Origin of the sequence: Planctopirus limnophila DSM 3776, from assembly GCF_000092105.1 — a bacterium.
GTDB lineage: Bacteria > Planctomycetota > Planctomycetia > Planctomycetales > Planctomycetaceae > Planctopirus > Planctopirus limnophila.
Map to the genome: position 1 here is coordinate 2,387,067 of NC_014148.1, position 18,721 is coordinate 2,405,787.

Sequence of the window (18,721 nt, forward strand, 5' to 3'; positions counted from 1 at the left end):
TCATCAAACGGGAAATGATGGAATAGAAACCATGGTTTTCGTGAGGCCAGCCTCTGGCCCGCGAGTGACAACGATAAGGGTGACGGAACATGCTTTGGGAAGTTGAGATTCTCTCCCGTCCGGAACAGATTGACCGGGAAGGCCAGCGAATTCTGGGGGAGGCTCGCTTACTGGGCCTCAACTCGGTTCAAACGGTACGAGCGGGTCGCTCGTTTTTGCTGGAAGGTCAGATTGACGAAGCCGTCATCCTGAAAGCCATGCAGTTCTTGCTGGTCGATGAAGTTGTGGAAATCGCACGTGTGCGAAAGCCCGCCGAAGTCGATGCCAATGACGATTCAACGGCCACTGGGCAGCTTTTCAACGTGCTCTACAAACCTGGTGTGACGGACAATACAGCACTCAGCACCCGGCGGGCACTTCAGCAGGCCGGGATTGCGATTGAGGAAGTGGCTACCTGCCGCAAATACTGGTTTGATCGTCAAGCTCAGTCGAATCAGATCAACGTATTGGCACAGCGGGTGTTGGGGAATGACGCCATCGAGCGGATTGTGCGGGGCCCGCTGCAGATGACGACATTAAGCTTCGGGCATACCTATCAACTGGAGCTCAAACATGTGCCCATTCGCGAACTGGATGATCAGGCACTGATGAAGCTCAGCAAGGAAGGCCAGTTATATCTGAGCCTCGCCGAGATGCAGACGATCCAGAAGCACTTTCGGGATCTGCAGCGCGACCCGACCGATATCGAGCTGGAAACGGTCGCTCAGACATGGAGCGAGCACTGTTCTCATAAGACGCTCGGCGGACGGATTCGTTACTCCGATGAACACGGCACTCGTCAATTTGGCAACATGCTGAAGGAAACGATTTTCGCTGCCACCCAGCAACTGCGCAAAGAATGGGGCAAAGATGACTGGTGCGTGAGTGTCTTCAAGGATAACGCGGGGATTGTCACCTTCGAAGAAGGTGAAAACGTCTGTATCAAAGTGGAAACGCATAACCACCCCTCCGCCATTGAGCCTTACGGCGGTGCCAATACCGGCATTGGTGGTGTGGTGCGTGATCCGCTGGGGACGGGCCTGGGTGCGAAGCCTGTCTGCAATACAAACGTCTTCTGCTTTGCGCCGCCGGATACTCCGCACGAAACGCTTCCTCCCGGCGTGCTGCATCCGCGGCAAGTCGCCTTGGGTGTTGTGGCTGGGGTGCGCGATTACGGCAACCGCATGGGGATCCCGACGGTCAACGGAGCCGTCTTCTTCGATGAACGGTATCTGGGCAACCCGCTGGTTTATTGCGGCACGGTCGCCATGATCCCTGCCAACCGGTGCGAAAAGAAAGTTTCGCCCGGTGAATTGATTGTCGCACTGGGTGGACGCACTGGGCGCGATGGAATTCATGGGGCGACGTTCTCTTCTGCCGAGTTAACGCAGGAGAGCGAAACGATCTCGGGCGGTGCGGTGCAGATTGGGAATGCTGTCACAGAGAAAATGTTGATGGATGTACTGCTGGTGGCTCGCGATCGCGGGCTGTACTCAGCCGTTACCGATTGCGGGGCTGGCGGATTCAGCAGTGCAGTCGGCGAAATGGGCGAAGAGACCGGCGCTGTGGTGTGGTTGGAAAAAGCACCGCTGAAGTACGCTGGTCTCACCTACACAGAGATCTGGATTTCGGAAGCTCAGGAACGCATGGTGCTGGCCGTACCTCCTGAGAACTGGGATGAATTCCACGCTTTGTGTGCTTCGGAAGGTGTCGAAGCGACGGCGATTGGGCAATTCACGGATGATCATAAGCTGACGCTGACTTACGATGGAAAGCCTGTGGGAGAGCTTTCGATGGAGTTCCTCCACGATGGCCGCCCGCCTGTGATTCGGGAAGCGACCTATTCGCCCAAGACAGACGGCTCGAAGGCCACGTTTGCTCCTAAAACAGACTACACCGACGATGTCCACAAGATCCTCTCCTCGCTGAATGTTTGCAGCAAAGAATGGATCATCCGGCAATACGACCACGAAGTGCAGGCCGGAAGTGTCGTTAAGCCACTGGTGGGTGTGATGTGCGATGGACCTTCGGACGCCGCCGTCATCCAGCCCATTCTCTCTTCGAAACGCGGGCTCGTCATTTCGAATGGAATGAATCCGCATTACGGCGATCATGATCCCTACTGGATGGCATTTGCGGCTATCGATGAAGCCTTGAGAAATTGTGTGGCCTGCGGTGCTGATCCGTCGAAGATTGCCATTCTCGACAACTTCTGCTGGGGAAATACCGAACGGCCGGAAACGCTCGGTTCGCTCGTGCGGGCAGCTCTGGGTTGCCACGATGCGGCTCTGGTTTACAAAACGCCATTTATCAGTGGAAAAGACAGCTTGAATAATGAGTTCAGCTACGTTGACGAGCAGGGCGTGAAACAAACCGTGGCAATTCCTTCATCACTATTGATCTCGGCACTTGGGCAGATTACTGATGTTCGCAGGGCGATCACGATGGATCTCAAGAGTGTCGGCCATGTGCTGTATCTGATTGGTGAAACTCGTAACGAGTTTGGTGGCAGCCATTATGCACTGGTCAACGATTTGTCTGGTGGCAGTGTGCCGAGAGTCAACAGGGAACTGGCGCCACGAGTGCTGGCACGGACTCATCAATTGATTGCCCAAGGACTCGTGCGAAGCTGTCACGACTTGAGTGAAGGGGGCCTGGCGGTGGCACTGGCAGAGATGGCGTTTGCCGGCGAACTGGGGATTGATATCGATCTTGGTGATGCCGATGCGACGACAATACTCTTCTCGGAATCGACGACGCGCTTTGTGGTCGAAGTGAAGCCAGATGATGAGGCACGCCTTCGAGAAGTGCTGGCCGGTGTGCCGCATCAGAAACTGGGTGTGGTGACAGAGACCGGCCGTGTGGAGATCAGTGGTCAGGGGAAAAAGCTTGTCAGTGCCGCGAACGAAGAGTTCAAACAAAGCTGGCAGGCCCCATTGGCCTGGAGCTAAGCTAAAACACGCGGTGCACTCTCTATACCGGGAGTTTGTGAAGAAGAAAGCAGAAATGACGGGGGATGAAGCTTTGCTAACTTGGTGACGAATCGATGTCTTTGTCGTTATGTCATGTGAAATCGGGCACCCGAATATGACTCTCCGTACTCTCACGACATTTGTGCTCTCACTAGCTGTCTCAACAATTGCAAATGCACAGACGTGGACTTCTCCAGATGGACTTCTAACCATCAATCCACCCGATGCCGGTCAATTCCAATTCATTCCTGAGCCCCCTCCTCCCTTGATTGGACTCTGGGTTTCCCACGACGAATCCATGAAATTTGGCGTCGTGAAAATCGATATCCCGCCAAAAATCAAGCTCATTCAATCGTCAGTTGAAGAGGGGCTCGCGAAAGAGATTGATGGGAAGGTGACTCGATTGCCGACCAGAAGCGTATTGGGACATGAAGTCTGGAAGATGGTCGGCAAAGGTACCTCGGTCGAAATCACGCAGGCAGTCATTCGACATGATGGTGCGCTCTACAAATTGATGGCAGCAACAGTTGGAAAGAACCCCGATCCAGCTACCGTGAATCGTTTTGTTGATTCGTTGTCCATCGTGCCACCGTCTCCAACGAATGCAGAAACAGCACCACAGCCAGACACTCTGCCCGTTGGAAATCTCGGCGGTGGTGTTGATCTCCACAAAGTATCGACGACTGTCGGTGGCGCAGGTGCTCTCCTGGCCATCGGACTGGTGATTTACTTTTTGACACGTGGCAACAAAACCCGCCAATAGTAAAAAATCTGCGATAGACCTCAGTCGCAAATTGAGCAACAAGTGAAAAAGTTATGAGGTCGTTGAGGACGCCTAGCAGCATTCAACATGGAAAATTAAGACTTTTGAATTCTGCCACCCTTCCACTTCGTCAGATTCGGCGGCACTCATTATTCAGGGTCAATCCAAACGAACATGCAACAGGCAGGCCGGAGCCTGCCCTACCAAGTTGGTGCATTCCGAAGACTCCATGCACCCTACGGGAGAGGTAAGCGTAGGCCCACTCTGAGGTCCATGACGTTGGTGTGGGTGGGCCCGGTGATCAGGAGGCCGCCGGTGGATTCGAAGAATGGCCAGGCGTTTTGAACTTCGAGGAATTCGCACGGATCCAGCCCAATTTCCCGGGCTTTGCGCAAGATGGCACCACTCGCGATCGCACCGGCACAGGTAGTAGGGCCGTCTTCGCCATCGGTGCCGCCGCTGAGCAGAAGCATGCGCTCTGCCTGATCAGCATCCCAGTGTTGCCATTCACAAACTGCAGCCAAGGCCACCTGCTGATTGCGGCCCCCTTTTCTTGGCCCGTCGTAAGGAACAAGTTTCACTGTGGGCTCACCGCCAGAGATCCAGCAAAGCGGTTCACGACAGGGTTCATCGGCAATCGCATGAGCGAGGTCTGTCCCGACCTCATTGGCTGTCCGACCCACATCACTCACGGCAATCCGAATGGTATAGCCTCTTGCCTGGGCCTCCTGGACAGCCGCCTGAACGGCCTGATGATTGCTTGCCAGCAGATGGTGCGAAATCTCCGCACGAACTGGCGGCAGCGTCAATTGAGCAGTTCCCGCAAGCGCATTCCAGACTTCGGGAGCCACTTCATGATGTTCAGCAAATGCAGCCAGAGTCTCCAGGGCGGCTTGTTGTTGGATCGACACAAATTCATCGGGTGTCGGCAGGAGCGGGCCAGAAGCAATGAGATCCAGTGGATTGCCGATGACATCGGAAATAACGAGCACATGAGTGCGCGAGGGGCCCAGCGCGCGGGCCAGGCCACCACCTTTGACATTCGATATGTTTCTTCGAACCAGATTGAGCTGTTCAATCGATGCACCGCGAGTCGACAACAGACGGATCACGCGCTGCTTCTGCTCTAAGGTGATTGGTGGCCTGGGCAAGGGGAGCAAGGCACTGCCTCCGCCGGAAAGGAGCACCAGCACCAGATCATCTGCGGTCGTTGTCGCAGCCAGTTCAAGGATTTCTCGCGTGGAAGCGACGCCTATTTCTGTCGGTTCGTTGACACCAGCAGGGCGGGCTCCCACCAGATGAATGCGGCGTGTGGGCACCACGCAATCTTCGGGGACATTCACTTGACCAACAACCAGTCGATCTGTGATTTCTTCACCCAGAGTTGCTTCCAAGGCCAACGCCATCGCAGCGCCCGCTTTGCCAGCCCCCAGAACCACAATGCGGCGCAGGCTTGCCAATGGTCGAACTTCGCCACCAACGATGATGCTCTCATTCTCAATATGAACGAAACGCGGAAGAAGTTCGCCTGGCATGGCTGCCTGCACACCAGCCCACCAGATGGCCTGAGCATCCTCGGTGAGTCTGTGAATCGCGGCTTCGTCCATGGATCACCTGAAAGGAATGAATTGATGCTGGAGAGGAGGTGGCAGCTTCTCAAATTGGACGGGGTCTGACAACTTGGGGCTGATACGCATCTCGGAAATCAATAGCGAATTGAACGTCTGCAAGGGATGCTTGCTCCGAGCCGCAAGTATGGCACACAGATATACGTTAAATGTGAAGTTAGCAGGCGAAAAGACCACGCCCTTACGCAAAGCCTTCAGGGTCGTGCCACCCAGATTTCGTGCCACCCAATAGCGATCTGAGGCCAATGAGAGGGTTCAGCAAACGAACTTAACAAACAAACTCGGAAAGAGCGTCATTGAGCCGATGATCGCGTGCCGTGGGGAGAGCCGGCAATCGGCACGCCTTTGGGAAGCGGGCGAGCGGCCACGAGAAATCCCTGCTCATGGACGAACTTTCGAATCCGCTGGAACTCACTGAAACTGTCGGGGTAGACCCAGAACGTGAGTGTGGCATCTTCGGGAGTCGTCAGTAAAGAACGGTAGAACCGGGAACCGGTCTGCATGGCTTCTTCGACCGATTCTGTCTGCAGATCGCGCGCAGGTTGAATCAGCCACTGAGTCACACTGATACTCACCAGGCCGGGCCCCATCTCCAGTTCACTGAGAACTCCACCATTCTCACGCTGCACGGTGTAACGCATGAGAAAGCCACCGACCGGCCCCACTTCTCCTTGAGCTTTTGGCGTTTTAATCAACCAGTCTTTGCGACTTTCAATCTGCCGCTTGACCTGTTCGACCAGCGCATCAATCGGAACCTCGGCTACTCTGCCTCGTTCAAAACGAAAGTGTCGCTCGCTCCCTTTAACCACACGCCCGACGGGAGTCACGCGATGTTCAATCTTCTCGACATTTGGAGGAGCGAAATCGGTCTCAATCACCCTGGCTCTCAAAGTGGCCAGTTTCTGTCGCGCTGCCAGAAGCTGTTCATGCGCCTGAGTCAGTCGATCCTGTTTGGCGCGGAGCAGTTCGCGTCCCGCCTGGAGTTCCGAAGCCATCACTCTGGCCTGTGATTGAGCACGCAGCAGCGACTGTTCCTGCTCGGCAACCTGTGCTGTCAGGCTCTCGATTTCCGTTTCCAGCCCAGTTGTACTGAGAGCTGCCTGCTCGGCTTCTTCGCGCAAAGCTTGATTGGGACTGAGCGAAATGATTTTGACGGGGCGAGCGGCTTCGACAACGAGCTTTTCCGCCGGAATTTCTTTGGGTGGAATTTCGACAGGTGGAGCATCTGGCTTCAAATCAACAGAAACAGGTTCATCAGTGGGGAGTTCGCCCAGTGGCTGTATGGGTTCACTGACGGTGAGGGCAGGGGCTGTATGGTCGGTAGCTGTCGCCATAACGGGATTATCAGAAGATTTGGTAACAACCGGCATGCGTGAGACTTTGAGTCCCGCCAGGACAATCAGGATTACGAGAATCCCGACGATGTTGGCAATCACATCGAGAAATGAATCGGAACCAAACTCGGCTTCTTTCGGGGCGGGACGCTGGCTCATGGAGTCCCTTTGGCTGATGGAGGCGTACTAAGAATGAACTCACGACTGGTCTTCAGACCGGCGCGATTGATGGAGGGATTGAGTCGTTCGTAATGCTGGATGCCCCCCGGGCCCACCTGGAACTGAATTTTTGGAACCCAGTAAAAGCCCTTGGGTGGACGCCCCCAGTCGCGAGCGAGTTCATCGACGGCGAGCAGCAGCATTCGCAGAGTGTCGGTCTTGCTTTCACCTGCTCCCACTCGAATGAGAAATTTGTCATCCACCACGAGACGATCAGCAGACACCACGACGTTGAGAGGACGCTCCATGCCAATTGTGGCGGAAAGATCCGAGACTCCCCAGCGGCGACGCTGCAAATTTTCGACTGGCATTCCGCGTGCCCGTCGCCTGTTATCTTCTGATTCTCCAAACTGCTGGAGTGGCGAGCTGACATCTTCGGGTCGGATTTCCTGCGGGCCATCCTTCTTCTTCGAACCTTCAGTACTGTTCAACAGCCTGGCAAAATCTTCATCAGCCTCTTCAATCGCTTTTTCCCGTTGAGTGATTTCTTCGTCAAGACTGGCAACTGATGAACCACCCTGTTTCTGTGTGCGGAATTGTTGCCCGCCAAACTTCTCGACTTTCTGCCAGCTTTCTTCACCAACAGGAACATCGGTAAAGCCTTCAGACCTTTTGGCTGTGCTCGACTGAGCCCCGGGCTTTGCAGGAATTGCACGACTGTCATGACCTGGTTTCGCTGGCGTATTTGCAGGGTGCTGCGCTGCTGCCGATGAAGATGCTTCCGTGAGTTTTTCTGCCTCTGCAAATTCTCCGGGAGATGTGCCGTTCATCGGTTCACCCGGACGACCTGGAGAGCCTGCTGGAACATTCGTGGTGACCGCGTTGTTACCAGAGTTTGGCCCTCGTGAGAATTGATGAGAACCCGTCGTTCCCAGTGATGGATCGAGGTGCGCGCCCGAGCCACCACGTCCCGGGCGTGGATCAATGCTGCCAATGGCACGACCAGTCGCTGCGGCTGAATGCTGACGCGATGCACCTGCGGGGACTTCTCGACCGCTCCCTGCGAACTCATCATCGGGAGCCACTGCGAACTCTCCACCGCTTTTTCCCATCGCCAATCCACCGGCGGCAGCCACCGCCTCTCGCTCCTTAATGAGCCCACGGACAGCCGCTTCACAAAGGCGTTTTGCTTCTTCATCGACAGTCGGCATGTGAAGTTCGGTTTCTTCACCAATCAGTTCGTAACCAAACGGTTGCCTCATGGTCGAAAGCATTTGCGATGCAGCGTAGTAAGCGACGGTTCCACTGGGCCGAATCAGGAGTAAGACATAAGGCTCGCCTAAGGGCTCATTCGGGAAGCGTTGCCGGTGTGGACTGGCCCAATAGCGGGTCAGAGCAGTTGCCCCAGCGAGAAGAGGATTGAACTTTTCATTGAAGCCCACCAGATCTCCTGCGGTGATCGTGACATCTTCGGGAACAAAACGCAGGCCTTGTGCATGACATTCGATAATGATGGGTCGCCTCGTCGTGCCGGTCTGGGCATCGAAGGGGACAATCATAAACTTGCTGCCGCCGGTGCCTGGTTGTGTGCTGAGACCTGCCAGACGACTCTCAAGAGTTCGAATCTGTTTGTTGACCAGTTCGATTTCAGCTTCGTCCGGTGTCTGTTGGAGGAGTTTCGCCTGCGAAAAGAGGTCATTCTGTTCTGCTTTCAGCCGAGCCAGTTCTGCTTCTGTTCGCTGACGGGCATTGAGAAGGTGCTCCAGTTGTTCCTGCCGGTTGGTTGCAGTTCTGGAGAGCTGCTGCTCCTGAGACCGCAGCTCTTGAATTCGACTCTGAAGCTGATCGATGCGTGTGCGATCAATCACCACTTCCGGCTCAGGGGGAACAGGATCGACTGGTTTCAGCTCAATGGATTGACTTGCCAACAGGGGAACTGGAGCAGTGGCGGGTTCCGTTGAAACGGGAGGTGGCACTTGCTGCTGTGGTGGCGCAATCGATTCCGCTGGAAGACTCAAGACTGGCTTATGTTCGGGAGGATGGACTTGCTCGATGGCTGCAGCCGCGGCAATTGTTTTCTGGCGAATCATCCGCGTGGTCACGAGCAGCAGGAAAATGAGTGCGCCCATGGCGCAGACAAGAACCGCAAGGAACGGAAAGAGCTGTACTCCTTCGCCGGTTCTGGTTTGCCTTTTTGCCATGCCTCACCTCATGAATCCACGGAATCAGTACTCTCTCGATACCAGCAATCTCCCTTGCTTCACGCAGCGCGGTGATGTGCCCTTGCTGAGAGCAGGTGAACTGCCGCATTCAGATTGAGTAACGTTTCCTCAAGCGTTTGCGTCTGCCTCAGCGTGGCCAGATTCTCAGCGAGCAGACTTTCCGCCTGAATCAATTGCTGGCTGCTACCAACAAGACTGCTGATCTGAATTGTCTGTCGCTCGAGCGCTTCAGCCTGCGCTAATGAGTGAGTGCTGACATCCTGAAGAGATCCAGCCAAAGTACTGACATTCTGTTGGACGGCATCGATCGCTCCGGCCAGCGCGGAGGTAAATTGATGTTGGATGCTCGATTGAGCCTCGCTGGCCGACTTCCAGGACTGATGCATCAACTCCAATTGGCTGCGGACCGATTCTGCCAGTTGCTGCTGCATCAGGCATAGGTTTTCTGCAAATGAAGCCTGTAGGGCCTCGACTTCACGCCGGGATTCGGCCTGAGTCTGCTGCAGGAGTTGCTGCTGAGTCGAAAGAGCTTCATGCATGGCAGCACTTAAAGCACCAGCCAGACTGTGCCCCTGTTCGGTAGCCAGCAAGGCCCACTGTTCACGACATGTCGCGACAGTATTGTTCCAGGCTTCCAGATGCTGACGGGTCAAGACATCGGCCTGATCCAGGAAGCGGCGGGCCACATCGTGTTCAGCAGCCAGCAGAGGTGAGACTTCGGAAGACTTTTCGGCTGGGAAGAATCCGAGCAGGCGATGGACGGTAAAGTCCTCAATCTGATCAAGGACATTCGATTCACCCCGCTCGATCGCAAACGTGGCAAAGACCAGAATCATCGACAGAGCCAGAGAGAGAGCGGTCGTATCAAAAGCAACTGCCAGACCTGAAGTGACTTCGTTGAGTGAACTCTCCAGTTGCTCGGGGGTCACGTTGGCAATGGCCATTGTGATCCCAATAACTGTCCCCAGAAAGCCCAGAATCGGAATTGCCCAGGTAATTGTGCGTAGTGCGGCGTAACTGCTATGCAGTCGAGCGATCGCCGTATCTGCCAGATAACTCAGGTGTGATTCGAGATCAGCGGCAGTGTGCCTGGAAATCACATAGCCGCAAACAGTCTCAATGCGGCGAAAAAGTTCGGTCGACTGATATCGTCGGCCGGTCAGTTGGATGTGTTCTCGCAGGAGCTGAGCCACCACAGATGAATCTGATTGAGGGTCAAATTTAATCCCATCCAGAATATTTTCTGACAAGACTCCCCGTTCGGAGGGCCAGTTGAGTAATTTTCGCCCGAGAATCGCCAGGCCAATAAAAAATAGCGCTACAGTACAATGTTCAATCCAGTGAGAATTGAAGTAGCGATACTTAAAATTCTCATCGAGGGGGATCGATGGTAAAACAAGGTAAAAGGCAACTGCTGCCAAACCACCGATCACCCAGGAAAAATCGAGCTTTGATTTGTGCGCAACTATTTTTGCAGATTGATTTTGCATCTAATTTTTCATCCTGCAGTTTTGACCGGGAGTGACGTGAGTAAAATCGACTCACTCATCAAGTCGTATTTGATCGAGAATCAAATCTTCCATCGTAAGGTGCCAACGTAGCGTCAGCGCTGTGCAATCACTCCTCATGACAATCGTTAAAATCGTCAAACTCGGCCAGACAAGTTGAATCGAAGAGAGGGGGATGATTGAAGATTCCGACTTCCGTTCAATTGCCTCGACCGAGTGGAATTGTCTATTCTCTCAAATAGAAGTCGTGAACAGGCATGACCTTGCATTCACAGATGGCAGTGGACTGACGCACTCCGCCCGTCAGGGATCGACGCATTGAAATCATCTCCGGACAATCGATCTTTGGAAGTTTCTGCACTGACCCGCGAGATCGCAGGCTATCTCAACTTGTCGGGAGGTCGTCGTGATACGCAGTTTCTGATGAGATTGAACCAGTTGGCACGACTGGCTCCTCAGTGGAAACTCCAGCAGAAACTGCTCAACGAAACTCTTGAAGCCTGCCATCGGGAAAATGTCACAGGCTTTGAGAATATTGAACAAGGCCAGAGTGCCATCAGCCTGGCATTCGACCACGTCTTCCCAGCTTATGTGAATCACCACCAGGATTTGCTGGGACATCTGGAACCTGAAACTCTCCAACTGCCATTTTTTCTTGGCAGAATCTTTGAATCGATTCTGGAGCAGGGGGGGCCCTGGAACGAAGAACCAAGGATTGTCGATGGCTCACTGCGCATCCTGAATGACTTCCTCGGCTATCGGCCAATTGCCTTACTCGAAAATCAGCGCAAGCTCGAACCCTATGCCAACGAGCGATTCTGCCCGCTGCCACTTTACATCAAAGGGGCAGGTGTCGGTGAATCTCCCTACCGGGAGATCATCGAGAAGTCGCTCGAACTCCTTTCGAACACGACTCCCGAAATTCTGACAGATGCCTGGTTTTATCTCCAGAATCTCGACGAACTCTCTCTCGATCCACGGGCACACGATCATCTTCATCCAGCCAACAAGCGAACAAATTACCTGTTCGGCGAGTGGGATCCCCATCTGATCGACCTGCACGGCATGTACCGCCGGTTCGTCGTGAGAAAAGTCATTCTGGACGCTCTACTTAAGTGGATGGGCGAGCAGAAAAAAGTTCCTCATGATGAACTTGTTTATGATGCAGCCGCCGTCCTGGCTGGAACCATTCTTATGGCTTCGGCCATCAGTGGTGCAGGGCCGGAAACACATGATTCGACGATTACGTTAACATCTCTGCTGCCACGTGTGGCCAGACAGCGAGACCGCTTCTATGCGACGCTTCTGGAAAACGCCGAAGGAGCCAGAGCCAAGCGGCTTCAAAAACAGGCCAAGGTCACGCAACAGCCTTTTGGGCACGTGCGACAGCATCTCAATATGTATCTGGCCGAATATGGAGCCCAGCAGGTTCAAAGACGGCATCTGGCTTATCTGTTTGCACGCATGGGCTATGCGGATGAAGCCCGGCGACAGGCAGGTATCATCCCTGCGGCTGCAGCTCGCTTTGATTGTGAAATCCAGTGGCGGTTTACGTTTTTCCGCAAAGAAATCGAAAAGGGGGATCTCGATCAGGCTTGCCGATTGATCGATGAGATTGAAGGTTTCCTGCATCGCGGCATCCGCTGTGGAGCCATTGTTGATCCGTGGAATATCCTGGGCTTTCAGGGGCACTTCCCGCTGTTTTCTTCCCGAGAAGACAGTGTGCCTGATCAACGTGTTGAACAACTGTTAAATCTGGTCGAATTAATTTTGGAAGCCTATGCCATTGCCCTGCAGGATGCAGCAGTCCGCGGCAGGACAGATCGCTACAACGAACTGAAGCGAAAATTCTCACGCTTTGCCGAATGGTGGGATCGATTCGGGACACCGACTGTCGCTGATCTTCCCCTGGTTCAAGGGCAGGAATCTTACGATTCGGCACTGCATGTCGCCGAAACACTTTCCGAATGGCGATCGGCCGGTGAGGCTGCCGGCGATGTGCAATTCTGGCGGCAGCATGTCGATCGATTTGAATCATCCAAAGCGTATGCCCAAGTCGTTGAATCTCTCCTGGATCGTAAAGACACAGTCGCCTCGCTGGGCCTATTGATTCAATGGCTGAGTCAGGTGGAAGAAGTGGGACTCGAGTCGGGTCCCCATTCACTGTTCGGATTGATGGTCGACTGGCTCGAATTAGCACTCGATTCCAATTCACAACCGCCAGTACCACAGTGGAAGAACATTTTACGCATGTTCGATTCTGTGGAAGCCAATGCGGGTGAATTATGGACAATTCCCCGACTCTCGACAGTGCTTCAAGGTGGGATTCAGCAGGAACATGAAACCACCTCTGGCGAAGACGACGCGAATGATGGCGACAGCACATTATTCGGTGCGGCATACGATGGCATGGTCTTTCGCGATACTGCAAACGACGGCCTGGAAAGCGACACGGCAGACAGTGGTGGCAGTGCCGAACCGGGTGAATTCGAAGTGATCGAGACCTTGCTGGAACCGAGGCTCAAATTTGCCCGCATGATGACGCAAATGTGGCAGATCGCTGCCAGCGAATGCACCATGGCGGAGGCCACACAGAAGACTGCTTCGTCTGAAGAAACCAGTCGTCCCGCAGCATTTTTCCCGGCAGATCACGTGGAAGAATGGCTTAAACAATGCGTCGAACTCCAGCAGCAACTCAAGCTGCTGATGGAAGATCTTGAAAAGCATGGCGTGATCGAATCGAGCGGCGATCATGAAGCGAACATCGAGTTCGACATGCAGATCCAGACCAAGTTCTATCTGCTGCAATCGATTATCTACATCCAGATCAGCGCTCAGGTCGCACGCTGGTGTCTCGAAGCCTTGCTGGCCGAAACCACAGGAAAAATCGTCGCCAGCGACCACGAAGAACAAATGATCGTGGAGTCGATTTTAGGAATCTTGAGACGCGATCCTGCGGAAGTTCGCAAGCTTTTGCCTGCACTATTGAAGGAATTGCAGAAACGCCCACTCCTTTATATTCCATTGGAGCACGATGGCGATCCCGGCGAGATGCTCAATGCACGAATCGCGCAGGCGATTATCCGCTTCATGTTGTGCCATTTGCCAAGGCTCGGTCTGCTCAAGGAAACCTGGCATCTGCTGCAGGCTGCTCATGAAATGGAACGCTCATCCCGGCCTGCCGGTATGGCTGTGACAGAGTTCGACCGATTGTTCCGCATCGCCCTCCGGAATTCGCTTGAAAGTATTATCCATGCCTCCCGTCAGTGGCAGAGAGGCAAATTCGCGGATGAAGATCTGATCGAAATTGTCGGCTCGACTGTCGAGCATTATCTCGATCAATGGCTCGATCACAGTTCCACCATGCGGCTCTCGACTGTTGAATCGCTCAAGATGGATGGTGTCTGGGATCAGACTCGAGAGTTCATCAAGAAGTATGGCAATGAGTTTTTGAATGCTCGCGTGCTGACACTTGGGAACCTCCGCACAATTCTGCACCAGGGGATCGAAAAATATCTCGCTTATCTGGAGGAATCTGAAGACCCACTCCATCCCATCCCGCTTTTGGAAGATATCCGCGGAGGGAAGATCAGTACGCGAGAAGCTTCTGAAACGTTGCGGCTGATCTATCAGGTGATTGTTGATCGCTTTGATCGATTTCTGGAATACAACTCCACCACAACTCAATCCGACTATGGGCAACTGTTTTTCTCGCTGCTCGACTTCTTAAGGTTAGAAACTTCCTACGAACGAGATGCCTGGAATCTCCTCCCTGTCGCGATTGCTCACGAAGTCTTGACCAGGCAGGGTAGGCAGGAAGCTGCAGAGATCTGGGAGGAAGTCTTTACAGTCAAAACCGAAGATATGTCCGAGCGACATCTGGCCGAACTGAAAAAACTCGAACGGCAATATGGCATGCGTTTGCCATCGGTTACGAGTCATCTCCAGGAGCGATTCGTTAAACCACTGGCTGTTAACAACATGCTGGCACTGATCCCAAGGGCTGTTGAAGAAGCTAAAAAGACGCCGATGGAAACCATTGCCATCCGATCGCTGGTGGCGCAGATCGAAGAGTATCTCAAGAGTTCGCTGGGCTCAGGGCTCGATGTGCCCCATTGGCTCAGGGCACTGGAAGAAGAACTCAATGAGGGGATCAGCCATTCAGGATGGACGGGTGCCGATGCAGAGCCGGAACTCAATCTCCTGGGACTGAACTTTACTCTTCGAGAAATGCGTCAGCAGCTGAAAACATGGAAAGCGCCGCCGGGTGGCCGCAAGAAAAATGATTCAGGAAATGCCTGATTGATGAATGCGTAGAATAAGTTCACTCAGCATCATTTCTGCCTACGCGACTCTGTAGAAATTGCATGCTTCCGAACTTCGATCCGTGGCCTTACCACTCTTCGCTCTTTTGCACGTCACTCCATTGAGGAAGCAGACCATCGAGGCTGCTGACAATCCGCAGGTGTGAGACTCGAGCCAGATTGATCGATTCACCCGGAATGAGTGGAGATGTGCCGGGAGTTTCAATACGCACTGTTGGTTCAGCAAATCGCTCGCGATTCGACAACACGACCTTCGCGGTTCGTCCGTCGCTCAGCTTGACATAACTCCCTACAGGAAAGAGGGAAATCAGGTGCAATAAGGCCCTGACAGATAAAGAGTCGAAATGGCCGGCTCGGGTCCCTTCCAGCAGATGTTCAATGGCTGCATAAGGAGATATTCCCGGGCGGTGCGGTCGCGGTGAGATCAACGCCAGATAGGTATCCGCTACAGCCGCAATACGCGAAAGTGGATGAATCTGATTGCCGCTGCGCTGCCGGGGATAACCTGAGCCATCCATTCGTTCGTGCATCTGGTAAGCCACAAGTTTGGCACCATGTGTCACGGTGGGCTCTTTGCTGAGCAGATCGCAGATATAGATCGGATGCTTCATGATTTCGAGCTGGCTGCCGGCATTCAGCCTGCGATCAGCTTTCAGCTTCTGGGCAACTTTCAGCATCCCCGAATCATGGATCAGACAACCAAAGCTCAAATCGAGAAGTTCGTCCTTTCGAAAGCCCATTAAAGTGGCCATCGCCGATGCCAGCATCGATGTCTTCAAACCATGCTGCATGGGATATCGATCAAGGACTGGCTGTGAACCATTTTCGGCGAAAAGATCAATATCGCGGCTCATCAGAATCAGATTCTGTCGAGCCACGCCAGTGACGGCGTTCGTGTTGACTTTGCCTTTCGTACCAATATCAAGAAAGACGTCTTTCAACTGCCCGAGTGATCTTTCCACGCCTTGCTGAATTTCTCGAACCAGTGCCGGAGAAGGGTCAATGTTACTTCTCTGCGAGACATCATGAATGAACGAATCCGGTCTGATATTCCATTTGGGAGTCGGCGGAGTCGCGGGCGTTGCTGATGTTTCTTGAGCAGGTGCTGTCTTGGCACCAGCCCGATAAGTGCCGCCAATCCGCCCTGGGCCGGAGACATTGTTCAGTTCATTTTTGTGAACATGCACGAACTTGACGCCGCGACGGGCCATCAATTCGAGCAGATGAGAAGTGATGCGAGTTCCCGCAGCCAGCAATAGGGGAAAGGTCGGCTTATCCGCATCGTAGAGCGGAGACCGCAAATTGGCCCCGGGCCGAAGACGATCGATCGAAATGATCTGATAGTCGGCCCTGAGACTGGCTGATGAAGGACTTGTCGTTGGACCCATGTGAAGGAAACTTGGCTTCAGTGGGAGGAGATTTTGGTGGTTCGATTCCGGTGAAAGACTGCTGACAGAAACTCTCACTAGCAAGGGTAGCTCATAGATTTCGCCGAACATGAAAAACTTTTGCGGGATCGATGCTGACACAGGTTCTGTGAAGGTCAAAACCGGTTACACTGCAGAGTTTGTGCGTCATGGTCGCTGGCTGTGCGGCGGAGTTTCAACAGGGATGATTCCGCAAAGAAACAGAGAGCGAAAAGGGCAACCAAGAGATAGCCATGGGTCGGATACAACAGCTCTCCAACAGTGTAGTGAACAAAATCGCAGCAGGCGAAGTGATCGAGCGCCCTGCCAGCGTGGTGAAAGAACTGATCGAAAACAGCATCGATTCCGGCGCACTTCGGGTTGAAGTCGATATTGGCGCGGGTGGCAGTGAATATATTCGCGTGACCGATGATGGCGGAGGCATTCACGCGGATGACATTCTCCTCGCTGTGACCACACATGCGACCAGCAAGATCCGCACGGCTGACGACCTGTTTCAGATTTCCACACTCGGTTTTCGTGGCGAGGCCCTGGCGTCGATTGCCGAAGTGAGTCAACTGAGAATCCGGTCGCGAATTCCAGACAGCGATGTGGGTTCAGAGCTGGTCGTCAATCTGGGTGAGCGGGGAGAAGTCGTTCCTTGCGGCTGTGCGACGGGAACATGTATCGAGATTCGACAACTCTTTGCAAATACACCTGTCCGCAGAAAATTTCTCAAGAGCGATGCCACCGAATTCGGACACATCAGTGAACAATTTACCCGGATTGCACTGGCCCGCTCTCATGTGCACATGGTGCTTCGTCACAACGATAAAATTGTGTACGAACTCCCTGCCACAGACCGACTGATTGACCGTCTCGAAATGTTCTATGGTTCGGCCATTTCCGAACAGTTGATCTCGATTGATCATCAACTCGGAGAAATGCGACTCTGGGGTTATGTCGGCCATCCGGCTGTCAATAAAGCCACACGGAAATGGCAGCATCTTTTCTTGAATGGCCGCTGGTTCCAGGATCGATCCATTCAACATGCTCTTTCCGAGGCTTATCGCGGCTTGATCATGGTGCAGCGTCATCCGATCTGTTTTCTCTTTCTCGAACTCAACCCGGCTGATGTCGATGTGAATGTGCATCCCACCAAGGTGGAAGTACGCTTTCAAGATCCGCAGTCAATCTATCGCCTCATGCTCTCATCACTACGCAATCGATTTCTAGGCATGGATCTCGACAGCAAGCTCAAGGTTCCTGCTGAAGCCAGCACAGTCGATCCTCAAGAGCAGAACGAAATCCAGAAAGAGTTCTCCCAATGGGCAAAGACCGAACTTTTCAAAACGGCTGAGATCGCCGGGTCTCCGCTCATGGTTGGATCGACGATCGGCAGTGCCAACGCAAATAGTCCACTCTCGCTGCTTTCGCCGAACCTGCCGGATTCAGCCACTTCTCCCTGGAGCTCGGAAATCGCTCCCGGATTGAATCGCTTCGAGACTGAGAATCTGGAATGGTCGGCCACGACTCACCGGACAGTCAGCAGAGTGAATTCACCATCGCATTTTGATCACGTAGCCCATTCCGAATCGACGGATGGCATGGATACGCCAGAAGTCGAAGAGGCGGCATTCGCAGAGCAGCCCCAGAAATCTGATCATGAACTGGACTCCTCTCAGGCGAGGGAAATCTCTGAACTTCCTCATGCCGCTGGGAGCCAGAACCATCATTTCTCGACACAATTCCTGGAAGGGGTGCGAGCGCTGCAGATTCATGACTGCTATCTGGTGGTCGAAACTCCCGAAGGGATGACGGTCATCGATCAACATGCCTTGCATGAACGAATTCTTTACGAAGAATTCCGCCGTCGAGTGCATAGCAAGGCCATGGAATCGCAGCGACTGCTCATCCCGGTACCGATTGCCCTGGGCTTTCGGGGATCCAGCCTGCTCCTCGATTGCCGGGAAGCGTTAGATCAACTGGGATTCGAGATTTGCGAATTCGGGCAGGGAACCATTCTCCTTTCGGCCTACCCGGCGATGCTCGGAAAACTGAATCAGGAGCAATTGCTTCGTGATCTGGCGGAACAATTGGAGTCTTCATCACTGGAAAGTGCTCATCGCGATATTCTGGATGAGCTACTGAATATGATGGCTTGTAAGGCGGCTGTAAAATCGGGGCAGAAGTTGAGCCAGGAGGAAATCGAAGAGCTGTTGCGACAACGACATCTTGTCGCCGATGCTCATCATTGTCCTCATGGCCGGCCTACGGCACTCAATCTGTCAAGAAGCGAACTTGATCGGCAATTTGGACGTCTGGGTTCCTGATGGCTGTTTGAATGACGATTTTTATCCACGCA

General features: G+C 53.6%; 9 protein-coding genes. 4 read left to right on the forward strand and 5 right to left on the reverse strand.

Annotated features, from left to right (window positions below; genetic code table 11):
• The first annotated feature begins 89 nt into the window (after nt 1-89).
• Together purL and PLIM_RS09490 are read left to right on the forward strand one after the other, a co-directional pair.
• On the forward strand, nt 90-2,990 hold the full coding sequence (purL, locus tag PLIM_RS09485) for a phosphoribosylformylglycinamidine synthase subunit PurL (RefSeq protein ID WP_013110090.1): 2,901 nt from the start codon (nt 90-92) through the stop codon (nt 2,988-2,990).
• 136 nt (nt 2,991-3,126) lie between these two features.
• Nucleotides 3,127-3,774, forward strand: coding sequence for a hypothetical protein (locus PLIM_RS09490; RefSeq protein ID WP_041401498.1), 648 nt, complete (start codon nt 3,127-3,129; stop codon nt 3,772-3,774).
• Nucleotides 3,775-4,010: 236 nt separating this feature from the next.
• Here the strand turns inward: PLIM_RS09490 and PLIM_RS09495 are convergent, their stop codons facing one another.
• The 4 genes from PLIM_RS09495 to PLIM_RS09515 all read right to left on the reverse strand — a co-directional run bounded on the left by PLIM_RS09495 (nt 4,011) and on the right by PLIM_RS09515 (nt 10,607).
• Nucleotides 4,011-5,381 carry a glycerate kinase type-2 family protein gene (locus tag PLIM_RS09495; protein ID WP_013110092.1) on the reverse strand — a complete coding sequence of 457 codons (1,371 nt, stop codon included), beginning with the start codon at nt 5,379-5,381 and terminating at the stop codon, nt 4,011-4,013.
• Between the two features lie 314 nt (nt 5,382-5,695).
• Entirely contained in the window at nt 5,696-6,895 is a 1,200-nt protein-coding gene (locus tag PLIM_RS09505) for a hypothetical protein (RefSeq protein WP_013110093.1), read from the reverse strand.
• On the reverse strand, nt 6,892-9,096 hold the full coding sequence (locus PLIM_RS09510) for a coiled-coil domain-containing protein (protein WP_013110094.1): 2,205 nt from the start codon (nt 9,094-9,096) through the stop codon (nt 6,892-6,894). The genes PLIM_RS09505 and PLIM_RS09510 overlap by 4 nt, the downstream gene beginning before the upstream one ends.
• Before the next feature lie 59 nt (nt 9,097-9,155).
• Nucleotides 9,156-10,607, reverse strand: a complete 1,452-nt coding sequence (locus PLIM_RS09515; protein ID WP_013110095.1) for a MotA/TolQ/ExbB proton channel family protein — start codon at nt 10,605-10,607, stop codon at nt 9,156-9,158.
• Nucleotides 10,608-10,943: 336 nt separating this feature from the next.
• Here PLIM_RS09515 and PLIM_RS09520 point away from each other — a divergent pair, with 336 nt between their 5' ends.
• Nucleotides 10,944-14,927 (forward strand): hypothetical protein, encoded by a 3,984-nt coding sequence (locus PLIM_RS09520; RefSeq protein WP_148227053.1) that lies wholly within the window; start codon nt 10,944-10,946, stop codon nt 14,925-14,927.
• A gap of 91 nt (nt 14,928-15,018) precedes the next feature.
• On the opposite strand, the gene PLIM_RS09525 is transcribed toward PLIM_RS09520, so the two are convergent.
• Nucleotides 15,019-16,338: an HD-GYP domain-containing protein gene (locus tag PLIM_RS09525; RefSeq protein WP_196349560.1), complete on the reverse strand. Its 1,320-nt coding sequence runs from the start codon at nt 16,336-16,338 to the stop codon at nt 15,019-15,021.
• Nucleotides 16,339-16,610: 272 nt separating this feature from the next.
• Here PLIM_RS09525 and mutL point away from each other — a divergent pair, with 272 nt between their 5' ends.
• A complete protein-coding gene (gene mutL / locus PLIM_RS09530) occupies nt 16,611-18,689 on the forward strand; it encodes a DNA mismatch repair endonuclease MutL (protein WP_013110099.1) in 2,079 nt (692 codons plus the stop codon).
• The last annotated feature ends 32 nt before the right edge of the window (nt 18,690-18,721 follow it).

Excerpts from the sequence above, each read along its gene's own strand:
- PLIM_RS09505 (WP_013110093.1), bottom strand. The coding sequence starts at position 6,895 with ATGAGCCAGCGTCCCGCCCCGAAAGAAGCCGAGTTTGGTTCCGATTCA.
- purL (WP_013110090.1), top strand. The coding sequence starts at position 90 with ATGCTTTGGGAAGTTGAGATTCTCTCCCGTCCGGAACAGATTGACCGG.
- PLIM_RS09490 (WP_041401498.1), top strand. The coding sequence starts at position 3,127 with ATGACTCTCCGTACTCTCACGACATTTGTGCTCTCACTAGCTGTCTCA.
- PLIM_RS09525 (WP_196349560.1), bottom strand. The coding sequence starts at position 16,338 with ATGGGTCCAACGACAAGTCCTTCATCAGCCAGTCTCAGGGCCGACTAT.
- mutL (WP_013110099.1), top strand. The coding sequence starts at position 16,611 with ATGGGTCGGATACAACAGCTCTCCAACAGTGTAGTGAACAAAATCGCA.
- PLIM_RS09510 (WP_013110094.1), bottom strand. The coding sequence starts at position 9,096 with ATGGCAAAAAGGCAAACCAGAACCGGCGAAGGAGTACAGCTCTTTCCG.
- PLIM_RS09495 (WP_013110092.1), bottom strand. The coding sequence starts at position 5,381 with ATGGACGAAGCCGCGATTCACAGACTCACCGAGGATGCTCAGGCCATC.
- PLIM_RS09515 (WP_013110095.1), bottom strand. The coding sequence starts at position 10,607 with ATGCAAAATCAATCTGCAAAAATAGTTGCGCACAAATCAAAGCTCGAT.